The organism is Pseudomonas fluorescens, from assembly GCF_018614655.1.
Classification (GTDB): Bacteria; Pseudomonadota; Gammaproteobacteria; order Pseudomonadales; family Pseudomonadaceae; genus Aquipseudomonas; species Aquipseudomonas fluorescens_BX.
This window is the reverse complement of the sequence record NZ_JAGGOG010000026.1, coordinates 49844-65686: the sequence shown is the minus strand read 5'-3', so window position 1 is coordinate 65686 and position 15843 is coordinate 49844. Positions and strand designations below refer to the sequence as shown.

The following is a 15843-nucleotide window of genomic DNA, read 5'->3' as shown; positions in this document are numbered from 1 at the left end:
CGGAGACTGTTGATGAATAGTTTGTCGCAACCGCTCACCAGTAATGCCCCGCTGATCAACCGCGAACGCCTGTGGCAATCGTTGATGGATTTGGCCCGCCTGGGCGCCACGCCCAAGGGTGGTGTATGCCGCCTGGCCCTCACCGACCTGGACCGCCAGGCCCGTGACCTGTTTGTACAGTGGTGCGAGGCCGCAGGGTGCAGCGTCAGCGTCGACGCCATTGGCAATATCTTTGCCCGCCGCCCAGGACTTGATTCGGACCTGCCACCGGTGATGACCGGCAGCCATATCGACACCCAACCCACGGGCGGCAAGTTCGATGGCTGTTACGGAGTAATGGCCGGCCTGGAAGTGATCCGCACCCTTAACGACTTGAACATCCAGACCCAGGCGCCGATTGAAGTGGTGGTGTGGACCAACGAAGAAGGCTCGCGCTTCCCGCCGTGCATGATGGGTTCCGGGGTGTTCGCCGGTAAGTTCGACTTGCAGGAAACCCTCGACAAACAGGACGAGCAAGGCCTGTCCGTGGGCGCCGAACTGCAGCGCATCGGCTACGCCGGCTCCCGCGCCGTACTTGGCCATCCGGTGGGCGCGTATTTTGAGGCACATATCGAACAAGGTCCGGTGCTGGAAGACCGGGCCACCACCATCGGCGTGGTCATGGGTTGCCTGGGCCAGAAGTGGTTCGACCTGACCCTCACCGGCGTCGAAGCCCACGCCGGCCCCACGCCCATGCACCTGCGCAAGGACGCGTTGGTGGGTGCCGCACAGGTGGTCAGTGCAGTGAATCGTATTGCCCATGAACAGCAACCCCACGCCTGCGGCACCGTCGGTTGCCTGAGCTTGCATCCGGGCTCGCGCAACGTGATTCCAGGTCAAGTGCACATGACCATTGACCTGCGGCACCTGCATGCCGACAAGCTGCAAGCCATGGTCGATGAAGTCCGCCAGGTGATCGAAGCCACGGCCAGGCAACACGGCTTGACCTTTGAACTCACGCCGACCGCCGACTTCCCGCCGCTGGACTTCAACCCCGTGTGCGTCAACGCTGTGCGCGATGGCGCAAGCAGCCTGGGCCTGAGTCATATGGACATCGTCAGCGGCGCCGGGCACGACGCGATCTTTGTCGCAGAGCTGGGGCCGGCGGGGATGATCTTCGTGCCGTGCGAAGGGGGCATCAGCCATAACGAAATCGAAAACGCCGCGCCGGATGATCTGGCGGCAGGCTGTGCGGTATTGCTGCGGGCCATGGTCAACGCGGCGCAAGGAGGTGCCCTGTGACAGATATCGCCAAGCTGACGGCGGTTGAACTGCTGGCGCACTATCGCGACAAGACGCTGTCACCGGTGGAAGTGACCGAAGATACGCTGCTGCGGATCGAGCGTTATAACCCGGCGGTCAACGCTTACTGCCATGTCGACCCCGAAGGTGCATTACACGCCGCACGGGCTTCGGAACAACGCTGGCTCAAAGGTGAGCCTTGCGGCGCGCTGGACGGTGTGCCGTCATCCATCAAAGACCTGACACCGACCATTGGCATGCCCACCCGCAAGGGCTCGCGTACCACCTCGGCCGACGGCCCGTGGGAGGTGGATGCGCCCTTCTCGGCCTTTATGCGCAAGGCGGGGGCGGTGTTGCTGGGCAAAACCACCACCCCGGAATTCGGCTGGAAAGGCGTCACCGACAACCCGCTGTACGGTATCACTCGCAACCCTTGGGACACACGCATGACGGCGGGCGGTTCGTCCGGTGGCGCAGGTGCGGCGTCGGCATTGAATCTTGGTGTGCTGCACCAGGGTAGCGATGCGGGTGGTTCGATCCGGATTCCTTGCGCATTTACCGGCACGTTCGGCATCAAGCCGACCTTCGGGTATGTGCCGCAGTGGCCGGCCAGTTCCATGACTATTTTGTCGCACCTGGGGCCGATGACACGGACAGTGGAAGACGCAGTACTGATGTTGCAGACCATCGCGCAGCCGGACTCCCGTGACGGCTTGATCGGCGCACCACGGACCACGCCATGGTTGCTCGCCGGGGCTGACTTGAAGGGACTGCGCGTCGCCTATAGCCCAAACTTTGGTTATGTAAAGGTGGACCCGCAAGTGGCCAGGGTGGTCGCTCAGGCGGTCGAAGGTCTGGTGCAATTGGGTGCGCAGGTTGAACAGATTGATCCAGGATTCAGTGACCCGCTGGAGGTGTTCAATACCCTGTGGTTTGCCGGCGCGGCACGGCTGGCCGGGCAATTGACCGACGCCCAACGCGAGCTGCTTGACCCCGGCCTGCTGCGCATCGCCCAACTGGGCGAACAGATCAGTCTCGGCGACTACACCGCCGCACTGGAAGCACGGGCCGCCCTCGTCGCGCGCATGGCGGCGTTCCATGAACATTACGATGTGCTGGTGTCACCGATGATGCCGATCACAGCGTTTGAGGCTGGGCACAATGTGCCGCCCGGTTCAGGGCTGGGGGAATGGATGGAATGGACGCCATTCAGCTACCCCTTCAACCTGACCCAGCAACCGGCCGCCTCGGTGCCGTGCGGGCTGGCGGCAAACGGGTTGCCGGTGGGGTTGCATGTGGTGGGCGCACGGTTTGCTGATGAACAAGTACTGCGGGTGTGCCAGGCGTATGCCAGGGCCTTCCCGACCGACCATCTGCAAGCCCCGAAAACCCCAACCTGAAATGCAATCAAATGTGGGAGGTCCCACTACCTCTTCGACGTAGCGCTGTCGCGCAGCAAACTGGGACCTCTGTGGCGAGCGGGCTTGTCCCGCGTTGGGGTGCGAAGCGCCCCTGATGAAGACGAATGCGGTGTATCAGGCACTCCTCTGCGCCTGGTTTTGGGGCTGCTGCGCAGCCCAACGGGGGCGATACGGCGATCCGGCAAGCCCGCTCGCCACAAGAATGCGGTCGCCTGAAATTGTTTATGCAGGACTCAAGACTTTAGGGTGAAATTTTAACCCTTTAAAATCAGTAAGTTATTTTAAGTTTGATAAGAGCTTGCTCGCGAAAGCGGTGTATCAGTCATTGGTGTATTGACTGACACACCGCTTTCGCGAGCAAGTCGAATCGTCGCACCGCCGCTCCCACATTTTTGTCCGCATTCCAATCATCAGCCTCTACAATGCCCGCTATTATCCAAGGGGCTCTCATGGACATCGAACTGGCACGCACCTTCCTCGAAATCACCCGTTGCGGTAGCCTGGCCGCAGCCGCCGAGAAACTGCACGTCACCCAGACCGCCATCACCGCCCGGGTCAAAAACCTGGAAAACCAACTGGGCAGTACCCTGTTCGTACGCAACCGTGCCGGCGCCCGCCTGACGCCCGACGGCGAGGCTTTCGTGGTCTACGCCAACCAGTTGGTACAGACCTGGGAAGCCGCCCGTCGCGACCTGCCACTGCCCGACGGCTATCGCAATGTGCTGCACATCGGCGGTGAAGTCAGCCTGTGCAACCCGCTGATGCTCGGCTGGGCCCAGGCCCTGCGCGAACATATTCCCGGGCACGCCCTGCGCACCGAAATCCGCGAAGGCGAATACCTGCTGCGCCAACTGGAACTCGGGGTGCTGGACGCCGCACTGGTGTTCCAACCGCAGTACTGGCCGGGATTGCAGGTGGAGCAGGTGCTGGAAGAAAAGCTGATCATGGTGCGCCTGGTGGCCAAACCGGAACCTTATGTATACATCGACTGGGGCCAGGGCTTTCGCCAGCAACACGACGCCGCCCTGCCGGACAAGGCCCGTGCGGCCCTGAGTTTCAACCTCGGGCCACTGGCGTTGCAGTACATCCTGGAGAACGGTGGCGCCGGGTATTTCCGCACGCGGGTGGTGCAACACTACCTCGACAACGGCGTGATGGAGCGGGTGCCCAAAGCCCCGGAATTCAGCTTCCCCACCTACCTGGTGTATTCCCGGGAACGGGATTGCGCGGTGCTGCAACAGGCACTGGAATTACTACGAGGCGTCGTCAAGGCAGAAGGTGACTGGTCACAACGCTGGGATCCGGTGATTTGAACCAGCGCACATGCTAGCCTCCTACTGTTTTCTTCCGGTCCCCTCCTTGCGATGAACAAGAAAAAATCCGTCACCATCAGCGACATCGCCAAACGGGTCAACATGACCACCATCACGGTGTCCCGGGCGTTGAGTAAACCTGATCTGGTCAAGCCCGCCACCCTGGCGCGGATCCTTGAGGTGGCTCGGGAGCTGGACTACGTGCCCAACGCCTTCGCCCGCGGGCTCAAGCGCAGCGAAAGCCTGATCATCGGGGTGATCACCGCCTCGGTGGACAACCCGTTCTACAGCGAGATGATCAAGGCCATTTCCCGGGAAGCGAAAAAGCACGGCTACACCATCATGCTGGTGGACACCGACGAGCTGGAGGAGCTGGAAAGCAAAGCCGTCGATACCCTGCTCGGGTACCGCGTGGCGGGAATTATCCTCTCGCCGGTCTCCGATGAGCCCAGCTACCAGCCCGACTACCTGGAGCGTCTGGGCAACGGCAAGACCCCGGTGGTGTTGCTTGACCGCACGATCCACGACAGTCCATTCAGCCGCGTGGTGCTGGACAACTACCACAGCGGTATCGAGGCCGCGCAGTACCTGCTGCGCCAGACGCCAGATCTCAAGCGCCTGTTGGTGCTGACCGGGCCAGTACATTCGCGCATCACCGTGGAGCGCCTCAAAGGCCTGCAAGAAGTACTGGCCGAGCATCCTCACGTGCACGTCGAAGTACGTGCCGGCGACTACACGTTAATGCCCTCTTACCTGCACACCCTTGACTACCTGGCCGAACACTCGGCACCGGACGCGATCATGGGCTTCAACCAGCTGATCACCCTTGGTGCCCTTCGCGCGTTGCGCATGCACAACATCCCCCACGAAAGCCTGACCATCTGCGGCATCGACCGCCTGCCCTTCGCCGACATCTTCGGCGTGCCGATTGCCTGCGTGGCCCACGATGCCTCGCTGGCCGGCAGCAGCGCGGTACGGCTGTTGCTGGACCGTCTTGAAGACCCGCACAAGCCTCGGGACAAGGTAGTGATTGCCGGCAAGCTGGAGAACGGCTGAACACCGCCTGTAGCCCTCCGCCTTGTAGCCGCTGCCGAGGCACGAGGCTGCGATGCGTGTCCGCAGGACCGCCCTCGGGGCCGCTACGTCGGAATGCCGCACCAAACCCATCGCAGCCTCGTGCCTCGGCAGCGGCTATAGGATCGCAGGATTGCGAGATTGCGAGGTTGCGGGTTGCGGGTTGCGGGTTGCGGGTTGCGGGTGCGAGGTTGCAGGGTTACAAGCTGGTGTAGCCACCGTCGATCGGCAGGCTGATACCGCTGATCATGCTAGCCGCATCGCTCAGCAGAAACAGCACCGGTAATGCCACCTCTATCGTTTCGGCAAAACGCCCCAGGGGAATCGCCGCCAACGCCGGATCGCGCTTGGCCGGATCGGACCAGGCCATCTGCGCCATGGGCGTCAAGGTTACGGTGGGGTTGACGCTATTGACCCGAATCCCGAAACGTCCCCATTCAGCACATTGCACGCGCGTGATCGCATCCAGCGCCGCCTTGGAGGCGCAATAACCGAGGTGATCCTCCAGCGCTACCAGTGAGGCCTGGCTGGACACGTTGACGATGCTGCCGGAAATTTTCGCCTCGATCATCGCGGCGGCCACCCGGCTGGCGACTTGAGCGGCGGCGCGGGCATTGACGTTCATTACCTGATCGAACGCCTCGCTGCTGATAGCGGCGGCGGGTTCCAGGCGCGAGATGCCGGCGCAATTGACCAGGCCGTGCATGGGCGGCAGGCCTTGCAGGGCCTGGTCGAGCGCGGCGCTGTTGGCGATGTCCAGGCACAGGGTTTCGCAGCCCAGTTGGGACAGCGCCAGGGCGTCACGGCCGAGGGCGAATACCTGAGCACCGCTGGCGATCAGTTGCAGGGCGATTTCCCGACCGATGCCGCTGCTGGCGCCGGTGACGAGGATGCGGTGGTGGGTGAAATCAAAAGTGGCGTTCATTACTGATGTTCTCCAATACCATGGAGATCCAACTGTGGGAGCGGGNNGCCCGCTCCCACAGTTGGATCAATGTTCACTTAGCTGCTTTGCAAGCTATGCATTACCGGTTTCAACGCTGGATATAAGGCTAAATAATCAGCAAATGCTCGGTCATACGCCTGAACATTTTCCGCCTTGGGCTGCGCCCTCAACTCCAACTGCACCCACCCCTTATCCATCTCGGCCTCACCCACCAACCCCACCGAATGCGCCGCCAACAACGCCGCACCCAATGCCGCTTCCACCTCCTGAACAATGGTGTAAACCGGGTAGTGGGTGACATCCGCAATAATCTGCATCCACAAATCCGAATGGCTCGCCCCACCCACTACGATCAGCCGCGGGTCGAGGGAATGCGCTCCACGCGTGCCCGCCTCGATGTTGTGGCGCAAGGCAAAGCTCACCCCCTCCAGCACTGCGCGATACAGGTGAATACGGCTGTGATAGAGGTTCAATCCAACAAAACTGCCACTGGCGCGGTCATCCCACACCGGGCTGCGTTCCCCCATCAGGTACGGCAGGAACAACAGCCCTTCACTGCCCGCCGGGATCTTCGCTGCGCTCTGTTCCAGCAGCCACAAACTGTCTTGCCCGGTCTGTTGCGCCTGTTGTTCCTCTGCCTGGCAAAACTGCTCACGAAACCAACTGACCGACGCCCCGGCGGTAATCGCCCCACCGAAGATGTACAGGTCCTGATGCCCGTTATAGACATGGGGCATGCTCACCAGACCATGCCGCGCATCCACCTGCTGGTTGAGATACCCCCAGCACATGCTGGTGCCGATCATCGCCACATGATTGCCCGGTCGCGTCACCCCGGCCGCCAGGGTGGCCATGGCCGCGTCGACGCCACCGGCCAGGATCGGCATCCCCGCCTGCAAGCCCAGGCGCTGCGCCCACTCCGGCAGCAAACCGCCCACCACTTCGCCGGAATACAGCAACCGCTCAGGCATCATCGCCAGGGGAATCTCCAGCGCCGCCAGCATCTCGGCAGACCAGCCACGTCGCACCACGTCGTAAATCCCGCCGATATTGCCGGCACTGCTGTGATCCACCGCCACCTCACCAGTCAGGCAATAGTTGATGTAGCTGTTGGGCGGCAGCAGGTAGCGGGTATTGGCCCAGACGTCGGGCTGGTGCCGCTTGAGCCAGAGCATCTTGGTGAACCCGTAGTAGCTGTCCACCGAATTACCGGTGACCTGAAACAGGCGCTCCAGATCCACATGTTCACGCACCCAGTCGACCTGCTCACCGGCACGCCGGTCCATCCAGATCAGGCACGGGTGCAGCGGCTCGATCTGCGCATCCACGGCAATGCCCGAACCACCGTAAAGGCTGCTGATGCACAACGCCTTGACCTGCGCCTTTTCAACGCCGGCCGTGGCCATGCACTGAGTGACGCATGCTTCCACCGCCTCCAGCCAGACCTGCGGCCACTGCTCGGCCCAGCGCACTTTCGGGGTATCCACACGATAACCCTGACTGTGCTGGGCGATGATATTGCCCTGGCCATCCACCAAGAGTGCCTTGGTACTCTGGGTACCGATGTCCACACCGATGACGTATTCCATGATCACTGCGCCGGCTTCAACAACACTTTGATCGACTTCACCGAGTTGGCCAGGTCGAACGCTTCGGCCCAGTTATCCAGCGGGAAGTCATGGGTAACGATGCCCTTGGAGGTCACCAGGCCGCGCTCGAACAGGTCGATGGCCACCGGGTAGCAGTAAGGCCCCAGGTGCGCGCCGCGTACGTCCAGTTCCTTGCGGTCACCGATGATCGACCAATCGGCGCTGGTCTCGGCGCCAAACACGCTGAACTCGACAAAACGCCCCAGCTTGCGAATCAGCTCCAGGCCCTGAGTCACGCCCACCGGCACGCCGGTGGTTTCGATGTACACGTCGCAACCGTAGTTATCGGTCAGGCCGTTGATGATCTCGCGGGCGTTGTCCCGGGACGGGTTGATCACCACGTCGGCACCAAATTTTTTCGCCAGTTCCAGACGCTCGTCGACCATGTCGATCACCACCAGTTTCTTCGGCGTCTTAAGCGCAGCCACCTGGACCATGCACAGGCCCAGGGTGCCGGCGCCGGCAATCACTAGCACGTCGTCGAGCTGGATTTCGCCACGGTTGACGGTGTGGATCGCGCAGGACATCGGCTCGATCAACGCCGAATCCTCCAGGGACACCGACTCCGGAATCTTGTGCACGATGGCGGTCTTGGGGATGCGCATGTACTGGGCCATGCCACCTTCGGCCACCTCCTTCTGAAAGCCGAAGATGTTGTGTACTTCGCACATCCAATACTTGCCCGACTTGCAGAAGCGGCACTTGCCACACGGCACAATCTGCTCGGCGATCACCTTGTCGCCGACCTTGACCTCGAAGTGCTCCTCGGCGCCCTCGCCCGCCTCCACCACGTAGCCGAAAAACTCATGCCCCGGCACTACCGGCGCCTTGACCCACGGGTTATCGCCGCCCCAGAACATCGCCGCGCCCGAATGGCATTTGCAGTCGCTGGCGCAAATCCCGCAGGCGGCGATGCGGATCACCAGTTCATTGGGGCGAGCCTGGGGTTTGCTGATGCGCTCCAGGCGGTAGTCTTTCGGGCCGTGGCAGACGACGGCTTGCATTTCGCTGTGCTTATCCATGGTGTTCTGACCTTTCTTGAGCATGAAGGAACCCGTCGCGGCCAGCGGGCCGCGTCGAGAAAACGTTATTCGCTTACTTGTGGCGCTGACGGCTGATAAAGATCGCCAGCAAAATGATCCCGCCCTTGATCACGCTCTGGACGTACGGCGACACCCCAAGCATGTTCAAACCGTTGTTCAACACCCCCAGCAGCATCGCCCCGAGCAAGGTGCCGACAATTACCCCGCGACCACCGGCAATCGAGGCGCCGCCGAGGACCACGGCGGCAATCGCGTCCAGTTCAAACGAGACTCCGGCATTCGGTTGGCCGCTCATCAAGCGCGAGGTCAGCACCAACCCGGCAATCGCTGCGGTCAAGCCGCTGATGCCATACACCAGCAACTTGAAGCGCGCCGCCCGCACCCCGGACAAACGCACCGCCTCCTCGTTGCCGCCGATGGCGTAGATATAACGGCCGATGCGTGTGTGTTGCAGCAGCACATAAGCCGCCAGGTAGGTCACCAACATGATCAGGATCGGCACCTCAATGCCGAACAGGCTTTCGCGGCCGAAGAAACCGAACCACTCCGGCAAGCCGGAAATCGGATAGCCGTCGGTGTACATCAAGCCGAAGCCACGGGCGATGCCCATGGTCGCCAGGGTGACGATGATCGGCGGCATGTGCAGGTACGCCACAAACAAGCCGTTGCCGATACCGAATGCCACGCCGATCAGCATCCCGGCACCAATCGCCAGCCCCGGCGGCAAGCCCGCAACCATCAACCCGGCGGTCAAGGTGCCGGACAAGGCCATCACCGGTCCCACCGACAAATCGATGCCGCCGGTTAGGATCACGCAGGTCATGCCAACCGCGATAATCGCGTTGATCGACACCTGTCGGGCGATGTTCGACAGGTTGCTGGCGGTGAGGAAGTTGTCACTGGCAAAGATCATCACCAACGTCACCACCAGCAACCCGACAAAGGGATAAAACGCCGGCGAGCGGATCAGCCGCGCCAGGTTCAGGCGCAGTCGGTTCGTGTCGACGGCATTAATGGACGTATTCACTTGAGCCCCCTGTTGCATGGCGCATGACCTCTTGTGGGTTGACGGAGGACGCTTCCAGTACCTTGACGATGGCGCCTTTGTGGAACACCGCGACGCGGTCGCACATGCCGATGATTTCCGGCAGCTCCGAGGAGATCATGATGATCGCGTAGCCCTGTTCGGTGAGATTGCGCATCAGCGCGTAGATCTGCGCCTTGGCACCCACGTCGATGCCACGGGTGGGTTCGTCGAACACCAGCACGTCGCAGTGATGGTTGATCCAGCGTGCGATCACCACTTTCTGCTGGTTGCCGCCGCTGAGGTTGAACACCCTGCTCTCACCGCTGGGAGCCTTGATCGACAGTTGCCGCATCAGGTCTTCGACACTGGCGCTCTCCTTGCCCTTGTCGATCAGGCCGCTGGCACCCTGGTACTTGCTCAGGTTATTCAAAGAGATGTTTTCGCGAATGCTGAAATCGGTGATCAGCCCTTCACTCTTGCGGCTTTCCGGGAGCAGGCCGATGCCGTGGGCCAGGGCCTGGGCCGGGTCGTCCAATGTGATGTGTTCACCCCGCAGCCAAACGTCTTTGCTCACCGACGGCAGCGCACCCATCATGCCCAGCGCCAGTTCGGTGCGGCCGGAGCCCACCAGGCCGGCAAAACCGAGGATCTCGCCCTTGTGCAACTGGAACTGGTTATGTGGCCCGTTGCGTACCAGCTGGATGTCCTTGACCTCCAGCAACAACGGCCCGCGTTCGGTGGTCGGTTTGGGCGGGAAATTGCACGCCAGGCGCCGGCCCACCATCATTTCCACCAGCCGGTCGATATCACTGTCGGCCACATCGGTGACACCGACATTGCCGCCGTCGCGCAATACACTGATGCGATCACAGACCTGGAAAATCTCTTCCAGGTGATGGGAGATAAAAATCACCGCCACACCCTGACGCTTGAGCTCACGCATGATCTCGAACAACAGCTCGGCTTCGCTCGGTGTAAGGGTGGCAGTGGGCTCATCGAGCACCAGCAACCGCGCCTCCAGGGCCAGGGCCTTGGCGATTTCGACAAACTGCTGCTCAGCCACACTCAAGTGCTTGACCGCGCATTGCAGGTCGATGGTCACCCCAAGGCGCTTGAACAAGGCTTCGGACGCCTCAACCATCTCGCGCTTGCGCAACAGGCCGAAGCGGTTGCTCAACTCATGGCCAAGGAAGATATTTTCCACCGCCGTGAGGTAGGGAATCAGGCTGAACTCCTGGAAAACGATGCCGATCCCGGCCGCAATCGCATCGCGATACGTCGCGAACTGCTGCGCCTGGCCGTCGATCAGAATCCGCCCTTCATCCTGATGCTCAACGCCGCCGAGAATCTTCATCAAGGTCGATTTACCCGCGCCATTTTCCCCGAGCAAGGCATGAATCTCGCCCCGCTCCACTTGCAGGTTGATGGACTTGAGGGCTTGCACCCCCGGGTAGCGCTTACAGATATTTTCCAACTGCAGAAGACTGCTCATACCGCCGACCTCTCGTTCAGAAGAGTGTCCTGCGCCCCACGGTGTGTGTGGGGCCTGGACGGTTTACCAGCTGAAATCCTTGGCCTTGGCCTGGTCGATCAGGGCGATGTCTACCGGGATACTGGCGGGCACTTGCGAGCCCCACTTCTTGGCCAGGGCAATACCCAGTGCCAGGCGGATCTGATCCCGAGGGAACTGCGCCGAGGTAGCAATGAACTTGCTGCCGGGTTTCAGGATCGCCTTGATCGCTTCCGGCGCCCCGTCGACGCTCACTAACTTGACGTCCATGCCACTGGCTTCAATGGCCGAAAGCGCGCCGAGGGAGCCGTTGTCATTGACGCTGAAAATACCCTTGAGGGTGGGTTGGGCCTGGAGCATGTTTTCGGTGACGGTCAGCGCCTGGTCACGCTCCTGCTTGCCGTTCTGAATGCTCACGATCTTGATATCAGGGTGCTTGGCCACCGCCTCCTTGCAACCGCGCACCCGCTCCAGGATCGGCACCACGGCGATGCCGTCGAGGATGGCGATATTGCCTTTGTCGCCGATGTTCTTGGCCAGGTATTCACAGGCCTGGAATCCGGCGTCGAAGTTCTTCGACCCGACAAAGGAGTCGAGCGGGCCTTCGGCTTGGGCGTCCACCGCAACCACCACCACACCGGCGGCGTGGGCGGACTTGACGGCGGATTGCACGCCCACCGAGTCGGTGGGGTTGATCAGGAGGATATCGATGCCTTTTTGCAGCATGTCTTCGACGTCGCTGACCTGCTTGGAGACGTCGTGGCGGGCGTCGGTGATGATCAACTGCGCACCGATCGTCGCCCCGGCTTCCTGCAGGGCGTCTTTCATGGTGACGAAGTAAGGATTGTTGATTTCCTGGAAGGATGCGCCGATGCGGATGGGCGCGGGTTTGGTGTCGGCCTGCGCCAGGGTGGCGGTGCCTAGGGTGATGCTCAGGGCCAGCAAACACAGGGTTTTCGGAAGCGTTTTCATGGCGAGGATCTCTGTTTTGTTTTTATTTTTAGAGCAAATGTTATCGATAACATTTTGTGGGAAGCTAGCAAAGAAATGAGGGGGTCGCAAGTGTTCTGTTGTTCTTTTGGGGTGGTTGACGGAGTGCATATCCGTTTTTTGGGTAACGGCTGCTTAGGGTTCCGCCCTTACGGCGGCTCACTTTTGAACAGCGCAAAAGTAAGCAAAACGCTCTTGCCCCACCACTTGGTGCCTCGCTGTGGCTCGGCATGCCCTCACTCCGGCATTACTCCGTGGGCCGCCGCGACGGGCCATCCATGGCCCAACGCGGCTAAACCGGCGTCCTGCCGGTTTACCCACTGCGTAATACCTGCGTTCGGCCATCGTGGTTTAACGGGGCGCCTAAGATCAAAATCAAAAGCACGGCGGCCTGAAAGCCGACCTGAGTGGTAGAAGCAAAGGCAAGGGCCAGAGCGAAAGCAGATCTGCTTTTCTGTGGGAGCTGGCTTGCCTGCGATGGGATCACCTCGGTGTTCCTGAAAGACCGAGTTACCTGCATCGCAGGCAAGCCAGCTCCTACAGTAGACCGTGCCCGCTTTTGATTTTGCCTTCGCTTCACACCACTCAAGCCGGCCGGTAGGCCGCTGTGTTCTTGATCTGCTTTTGACGTTGATCTTAGGCGCCCCGTTAAACCACGATGGCTGAACGTAGGCATTGATCCGTGGGTAAACCGGCAGGACGCCGGTTTAGCCGCACTGGGCCAGGGATGGCCCATTGCGGCGGCCCACGGAGCAATGCCGGAGTGAGGGCATGCCGAGCCTAGGCGAGGCACCGAGTGGTGGGGCAAGAGCGTTTTGCTTACTNNAAGCGAAACCAATAGCAGCCGTTACCAAAAAAAACGGATATGTACTCCGTAGTGGTCACCGATGCTCAACCAGCCACCGCCTCCATCTTCTGCCGCAAACTCAAAGGCCGCATATCCGTCCAGACCTCTTCGATATAAGCCAGACACTCCTTCTTCATCCCACTCTTGCCCACAGTCTTCCAACCCTGCGGCACAGCCTTGTAATCCGGCCAGATGGAATACTGCTCTTCATGGTTGACCACCACCTGAAAGAGAATATCTTCGCGGTCAAATACTGAGGTCATTGCTGTTCTCCGTCGCTATAAGGCTCGCCGCGCTCCACGCACAGCGCTGATGTAGATAAGAACGTACCGCGCCCGGCAAAAATTAAAGGCTGGCCACCGCTGCCGCCAAGGCACGACCAAATATCTGCGCCACTCGGTCAACCTCCGCCGCTGTGATCACCAGCGGCGGCAAGAAGCGCACCACGCTGCCATGCCGCCCACCCAGCTCAAGAATCAACCCACGCTTGAGGCACTCACGCTGCACCAACGGCGCCAGCTGACGATGCACCGGCGGATGCCCCTGGACATCCGGCGCACCACTTGGGTCCACCAACTCCACGCCCAGCATCAGGCCACGCCCACGAATGTCTCCCAATTGCGGGAAGTCCCGCTGCAGGATGCGCAGGTGCTCACCCAGGCGCTCGCCCATGGCCGCCGCATGGGCAGGAATGTCATGGTCCTTGAGGTAACGCATCACGGCCGATCCCGCCGCCATGGCCATCTGATTACCACGGAAGGTCCCGGCATGGGCCCCCGGCAGCCACGTGTCGAGCCAGTCGCGATACACCACCACCGCCAGCGGCAGGCTGCCGCCGATGGCCTTGGACAGCACCACCACGTCCGGGACGATGCCCGCGTGCTCAAAGGCAAACATCTTGCCGGTGCGACCGAAACCACTCTGGATTTCATCGACAATCAACGCCACGCCGGCCTGCTCGGTAATTCGCCGCAGGCCGCGTAGCCAGTCGAGGTCCGCCGGAATCACGCCGCCCTCGCCCTGGACCACTTCAACGATCACCGCCGCCGGCAGCAACACGCCTGCCTCGGGATCGTTCAGCAGGTTTTCCAGGTAGTGCAGGTTGACCTTGATCCCCTCTGCCCCACCCAGGCCGAACGGGCAGCGATAGTCATAAGGGAACGGCAGGAACTGCACGCCATTGCCCAACAACGCACCCAACGGCTTTTTCGGCCCCAGGCTGCCCATCAGGCTCAACGCGCCCTGGCTCATGCCGTGATAACCACCCTGGAATGACAACACCGTGCTGCGCCCAGTGGCGGTCCGCACCAGTTTAAGCGCGGCTTCCACCGCATCGGTGCCGGTTGGGCCGCAGAACTGAATCTTCGCTTCACGGGCCAGTTCCACCGGTAGCAAGCCGAACAAGTCCTGGACGAATTGGTCCTTGACCGGTGTCGTCAGGTCCAGCGTGTGCAGCGGCAGTTCATCGCTCAGCACTTGACGGATCGCGTCAATCACCACCGGATGGTTATGCCCCAACGCCAAGGTGCCAGCCCCGGCCAGGCAGTCAATAAAACTACGGCCTTCGACGTCTTCGACATATATCCCCCGCGCCCGCTTGAGGGCCAGGGGAATGCGCCGCGGATAGCTGCGGGCGTTGGATTCCTGCTGGCGCTGGCGGGCCAGCAGCGGTGTTTCGTCGAACTGGTACAGCGTTTCCGCCGGGACCGGGCTGACCCGATCCTGCAAATCTTCGATACGGCTGGTAGCGACTGACATCTCTCGATCCCTCAATACGCTGATGATGGTGACCAAACTGCCCATCCGTTGGCGTCTGGCCCAAAGGCAGCGCACGGATTTCCTGTTCTGGAAACGCGTCAGGGGCTCGAGGATTTACACCTTGGGCATCAAAAAATCACCCGTTCAGCCGGCGACACCGGTGTATTTGTCATTCAACGCATAAAGGATCCCGCAGGTTTCAGCATCCAGCCGTCCGTCATAATTATTCGGCCGAAAATGCATCTGGAACGCTCGCACCCGCTGCTGGAAGGCCTGGCGATTTTTTGCCGCCGCGTAGCCGTAGCGCTGGAATGCCCTTTCGATCTCCACTTCCGGCGGCAGGCCCATGGAAAACCTGCGCTGGTAGATCTCTTGGGTAACCCCATCAAACCAGGCGCCCACGCCCGCCTCGAACAGCTGGCACCAGGGCAAGCGCGGGCCGGGATCGCTTTTGCGCCAGTACGCCACATCCGAGTGCCCCAGAATATCGGTAGGCCCGATATCCGGGTAACGCCCCTGAATGTCGCGGAGAAGGACAATCAACACCTCAATCTGCTCAGGACTGTAGGCGGGAAAGGTAAAGACGCCCGCGTCATCACGGGCCAGGTTGACGATTTCGATGCCGATGGAACGGCTGTTGAGGTTGTCGCGCCCGGCCCATTGGCTGACGCCGGCATGCCAGGCGCGGTGCTGCTCTTCTACCAGGCGGAACACCCGCAACTCGTCATAGCCGGCAGCGCGGTAACTGCAGTCATGGGGATCGGCCAGTAAATAGTGCGCGCTGACCCCATCCTGAGTCAGCGTGCGTAAAGAGCCGGCGAAGGCGGCGGCGGTGTAATGCACGATGACCTGGCGCACGGTTTCGCCATCGCGTTGGTTGAAGTTTTTTGCGGGGTATGTAGTGTCAATGACCAACATGGGAGCTGTCCTTTTCAAGACAGGCTGAATCATTCAGCCTGTAAGCCGTTTACCGTCATCCTGAAG

The 15843-nt window shown here is 61.1% G+C and carries 13 protein-coding genes; 4 read left to right on the top strand and 9 right to left on the bottom strand.

Annotated features, from left to right (window positions below):
* Positions 1-12 precede the first annotated feature (12 nt).
* The 4 genes from J7E41_RS24590 to J7E41_RS24575 all read left to right on the top strand — a co-directional run bounded on the left by J7E41_RS24590 (position 13) and on the right by J7E41_RS24575 (position 5071).
* Entirely contained in the window at positions 13-1281 is a 1269-nt protein-coding gene (locus J7E41_RS24590) for a Zn-dependent hydrolase (protein WP_214996886.1), read from the top strand.
* The gene (locus J7E41_RS24585; RefSeq protein ID WP_214996885.1) at positions 1278-2681 is read left to right on the top strand and encodes an amidase; all 1404 of its coding nucleotides are present in this window, start codon (positions 1278-1280) and stop codon (positions 2679-2681) included. Before J7E41_RS24590 ends, J7E41_RS24585 begins: the two co-directional genes overlap by 4 nt.
* A gap of 470 nt (positions 2682-3151) precedes the next feature.
* A complete protein-coding gene (locus tag J7E41_RS24580) occupies positions 3152-4015 on the top strand; it encodes a LysR family transcriptional regulator (protein WP_214996884.1) in 864 nt (287 codons plus the stop codon).
* A 51-nt stretch (positions 4016-4066) separates the two neighbouring features.
* Positions 4067-5071 (top strand): LacI family DNA-binding transcriptional regulator, encoded by a 1005-nt coding sequence (locus J7E41_RS24575; RefSeq protein ID WP_214996883.1) that lies wholly within the window; start codon positions 4067-4069, stop codon positions 5069-5071.
* A gap of 217 nt (positions 5072-5288) precedes the next feature.
* Here the strand turns inward: J7E41_RS24575 and J7E41_RS24570 are convergent, their stop codons facing one another.
* The 9 genes from J7E41_RS24570 to J7E41_RS24530 all read right to left on the bottom strand — a co-directional run bounded on the left by J7E41_RS24570 (position 5289) and on the right by J7E41_RS24530 (position 15777).
* On the bottom strand, positions 5289-6014 hold the full coding sequence (locus J7E41_RS24570) for an SDR family oxidoreductase (protein ID WP_214996882.1): 726 nt from the start codon (positions 6012-6014) through the stop codon (positions 5289-5291).
* Between the two features lie 77 nt (positions 6015-6091).
* On the bottom strand, positions 6092-7624 hold the full coding sequence (locus J7E41_RS24565) for an FGGY-family carbohydrate kinase (protein WP_214996881.1): 1533 nt from the start codon (positions 7622-7624) through the stop codon (positions 6092-6094).
* Positions 7625-7626: 2 nt separating this feature from the next.
* Positions 7627-8706, bottom strand: coding sequence for an alcohol dehydrogenase catalytic domain-containing protein (locus J7E41_RS24560; protein ID WP_169357792.1), 1080 nt, complete (start codon positions 8704-8706; stop codon positions 7627-7629).
* A 73-nt stretch (positions 8707-8779) separates the two neighbouring features.
* Positions 8780-9772 (bottom strand): ABC transporter permease, encoded by a 993-nt coding sequence (locus tag J7E41_RS24555; RefSeq protein WP_214996880.1) that lies wholly within the window; start codon positions 9770-9772, stop codon positions 8780-8782.
* On the bottom strand, positions 9738-11246 hold the full coding sequence (locus J7E41_RS24550; protein ID WP_214996879.1) for a sugar ABC transporter ATP-binding protein: 1509 nt from the start codon (positions 11244-11246) through the stop codon (positions 9738-9740). Before J7E41_RS24550 ends, J7E41_RS24555 begins: the two co-directional genes overlap by 35 nt.
* A 63-nt stretch (positions 11247-11309) precedes the next feature.
* Positions 11310-12236, bottom strand: coding sequence for a substrate-binding domain-containing protein (locus J7E41_RS24545; protein ID WP_214996878.1), 927 nt, complete (start codon positions 12234-12236; stop codon positions 11310-11312).
* A 909-nt stretch (positions 12237-13145) separates the two neighbouring features.
* Positions 13146-13364 carry an MbtH family protein gene (locus tag J7E41_RS24540; protein ID WP_169353817.1) on the bottom strand — a complete coding sequence of 73 codons (219 nt, stop codon included), beginning with the start codon at positions 13362-13364 and terminating at the stop codon, positions 13146-13148.
* Positions 13365-13446: 82 nt separating this feature from the next.
* Positions 13447-14859 (bottom strand): aspartate aminotransferase family protein, encoded by a 1413-nt coding sequence (locus J7E41_RS24535; RefSeq protein WP_214996877.1) that lies wholly within the window; start codon positions 14857-14859, stop codon positions 13447-13449.
* A 144-nt stretch (positions 14860-15003) separates the two neighbouring features.
* Positions 15004-15777 (bottom strand): N-acetylmuramoyl-L-alanine amidase, encoded by a 774-nt coding sequence (locus J7E41_RS24530; RefSeq protein WP_214996876.1) that lies wholly within the window; start codon positions 15775-15777, stop codon positions 15004-15006.
* Positions 15778-15843 lie beyond the last annotated feature (66 nt).

Bases quoted from the DNA above. Each gene is read 5' to 3' on its own strand.
- J7E41_RS24590 (WP_214996886.1), top strand. From the start codon at position 13: ATGAATAGTTTGTCGCAACCGCTCACCAGTAATGCCCCGCTGATCAAC.
- J7E41_RS24580 (WP_214996884.1), top strand. From the start codon at position 3,152: ATGGACATCGAACTGGCACGCACCTTCCTCGAAATCACCCGTTGCGGT.
- J7E41_RS24575 (WP_214996883.1), top strand. From the start codon at position 4,067: ATGAACAAGAAAAAATCCGTCACCATCAGCGACATCGCCAAACGGGTC.
- J7E41_RS24570 (WP_214996882.1), bottom strand. From the start codon at position 6,014: ATGAACGCCACTTTTGATTTCACCCACCACCGCATCCTCGTCACCGGC.
- J7E41_RS24565 (WP_214996881.1), bottom strand. From the start codon at position 7,624: ATGGAATACGTCATCGGTGTGGACATCGGTACCCAGAGTACCAAGGCA.
- J7E41_RS24560 (WP_169357792.1), bottom strand. From the start codon at position 8,706: ATGGATAAGCACAGCGAAATGCAAGCCGTCGTCTGCCACGGCCCGAAA.
- J7E41_RS24555 (WP_214996880.1), bottom strand. From the start codon at position 9,772: ATGCAACAGGGGGCTCAAGTGAATACGTCCATTAATGCCGTCGACACG.
- J7E41_RS24550 (WP_214996879.1), bottom strand. From the start codon at position 11,246: ATGAGCAGTCTTCTGCAGTTGGAAAATATCTGTAAGCGCTACCCGGGG.
- J7E41_RS24545 (WP_214996878.1), bottom strand. From the start codon at position 12,236: ATGAAAACGCTTCCGAAAACCCTGTGTTTGCTGGCCCTGAGCATCACC.
- J7E41_RS24540 (WP_169353817.1), bottom strand. From the start codon at position 13,364: ATGACCTCAGTATTTGACCGCGAAGATATTCTCTTTCAGGTGGTGGTC.
- J7E41_RS24535 (WP_214996877.1), bottom strand. From the start codon at position 14,859: ATGTCAGTCGCTACCAGCCGTATCGAAGATTTGCAGGATCGGGTCAGC.
- J7E41_RS24530 (WP_214996876.1), bottom strand. From the start codon at position 15,777: ATGTTGGTCATTGACACTACATACCCCGCAAAAAACTTCAACCAACGC.